Raw genomic sequence first — 1,881 nt, 5'->3', positions numbered from 1 at the left:
CTTACGTGGGGGCCGAAAACCCCGGCGGCGCCGAAGGCGCCGCAAAAAGACACAGCTCAGGCTACGAGACCCGATTCCGAGGTTCCGGCCAGGCTGCGGACCTGGCGGGCCGCCACCGACAGCGTTGCCAGGTCGTGGCGGGCCACACCGAAGATTTCGGTGAGGGCGGCGCGGGCCCGGGCCAGGCGGGAGCGGTTGGTCTGTTCCCAGTAGTCCAGTTTCTCCGATACCGGGTCCTCGGGGTCGGTGGCCGTGGCGATATCGAGGGTCAGCAGGCGCAGGGATTCGTACAGATCGTCGCGCAGCGCCAGCCGGGCGAGACCGGCCCACCGCTGGTCGTAGTCGAGGTCGTTCACCGCGCTGATCAGCCGCGTGATCTCCAGGTGGGCGTTGAGCGCGAAATACAGCTCGGCGATCTCGTGCGCGTCCCGTTCGGCGATATCGGCGATATCCAGTACGTCCAGCAGCGGATACAGCTGGATCAGCCGGTAGACCTCGATGGCCAGGTCGGCGGGCGCACCGCGCTCGGCCTCGGTGGCCGCGTGCGCCGCGACATGTTCGGACAGTGGGGTGGGCAGCCAGCCCAGGACCTGCCCCGCCAGCGCGCGGACACCGTCGCGGTAGCGGGCGATATCGGCACCGATGGCGATCGGCTGCGGCCGGTTCAGCAACAGCCAGCGGGCGGATCGTTCGAGGATTCGGTGGCTTTCCAGTTCCAGCCGGTCGCGGACCGCCGTCGGCATGGGGGTGTTCCGGATCCGCGACCACAGCTCGCGCAGCCCGAAGATCTCGACCGCAGCGGTGAAGGCTCGCACAGCATCCTCAGTGGTGGCACCGATCTCCTCGGCCAGGCGGAAGGCGAAGCTCGCGCTCGCGTAGTCGACCATCTCGTTGACCACCACGGTCGCGACGATCTCGCGGCGCAGCGGGTGGTTGGCGATGGCGTCGGCGAAACGTTCGCGCAGCGGGGTCGGGAAGTACTGCGGCAGCACAGCGGTGAAGGTGGGATTGTCCGGCAGCTCACCGGCCAGCAGGTCGGCTTTCAGCGCCAGCTTGACATGAGCGATGACGGTCGCGAGCTCCGGTGAGGTGAGCCCGCCTCCGACGGCGATCCGCCGCTCCATCTCCGCGTCCGTCGGCAGCGCCTCGAGGCGGCGGTCCACACCGCGCCGGGTTTCCAGCTCGGTCAGCAGCCGCCGGTGTACGGCGCCGCGCCGGGCGGCAATCGAACGGGAGAGCCCGATCCGGAAATTCTGCGAAATATTGTCCTGCAGTACGAGTGCGGCAACCTCGTCGGTCATTTCCGCCAGCAGCGGATTCCGGTCGGCAATATCCAGTTCGCCGGCGGAGACCGCGGCGTCGAGCAGGATTTTGATGTTCACCTCGTGATCGGAGCAGTCCACTCCGGCGGAATTGTCCAGCGCGTCGGTATTCATCTTCCCGCCGTTGCGGCAGAATTCGATCCGGCCGAGCTGGGTGACACCGAGGTTTCCGCCTTCCCCGATCACCTTCACCCGCAACCGGTCGGCGTCGACCCGTACACCGTCGTTGGATTTGTCACCCACCTCGGCGTTGGTTTCGGTGCTCGCCTTGATATAGGTGCCGATACCGCCGTTCCACAGCAGATCCACCGGCGCCTCGAGGATCGCACGGATCATCTCGGGCGGGGACAGCCGGGTGGTGCCCCGGGGGAGCTGCAATGCGGCCCGGACTTGTGGGGAAACCGGAATCTCCTTGGCGGTGCGGTCGTAGACGCCGCCGCCCGCACTGATCAGCGACCGATCGTAATCAGCCCAACTCGACCGCGCCAACCCGAACAACCGCGACCGCTCCCCGAACGACACCCCAGCATCCGGATCCGGATCCAAAAAAATATGACGA

General features: G+C 67.1%; 1 protein-coding gene. It reads right to left on the bottom strand.

Annotated elements, in window-relative coordinates:
* Positions 1 to 56 precede the first annotated feature (56 nt).
* A partial coding sequence (locus QH276_RS01000; protein WP_280406559.1) for an NAD-glutamate dehydrogenase domain-containing protein occupies positions 57 to 1,881 on the bottom strand: 1,825 nt, incomplete at its 5' end.

Source organism: Nocardia carnea, assembly GCF_029869215.1.
GTDB lineage: Bacteria > Actinomycetota > Actinomycetes > Mycobacteriales > Mycobacteriaceae > Nocardia > Nocardia carnea_B.
The sequence above is the reverse complement of the archived record's forward strand: the minus strand, read 5'-3'. Positions and strand labels throughout refer to the sequence as shown.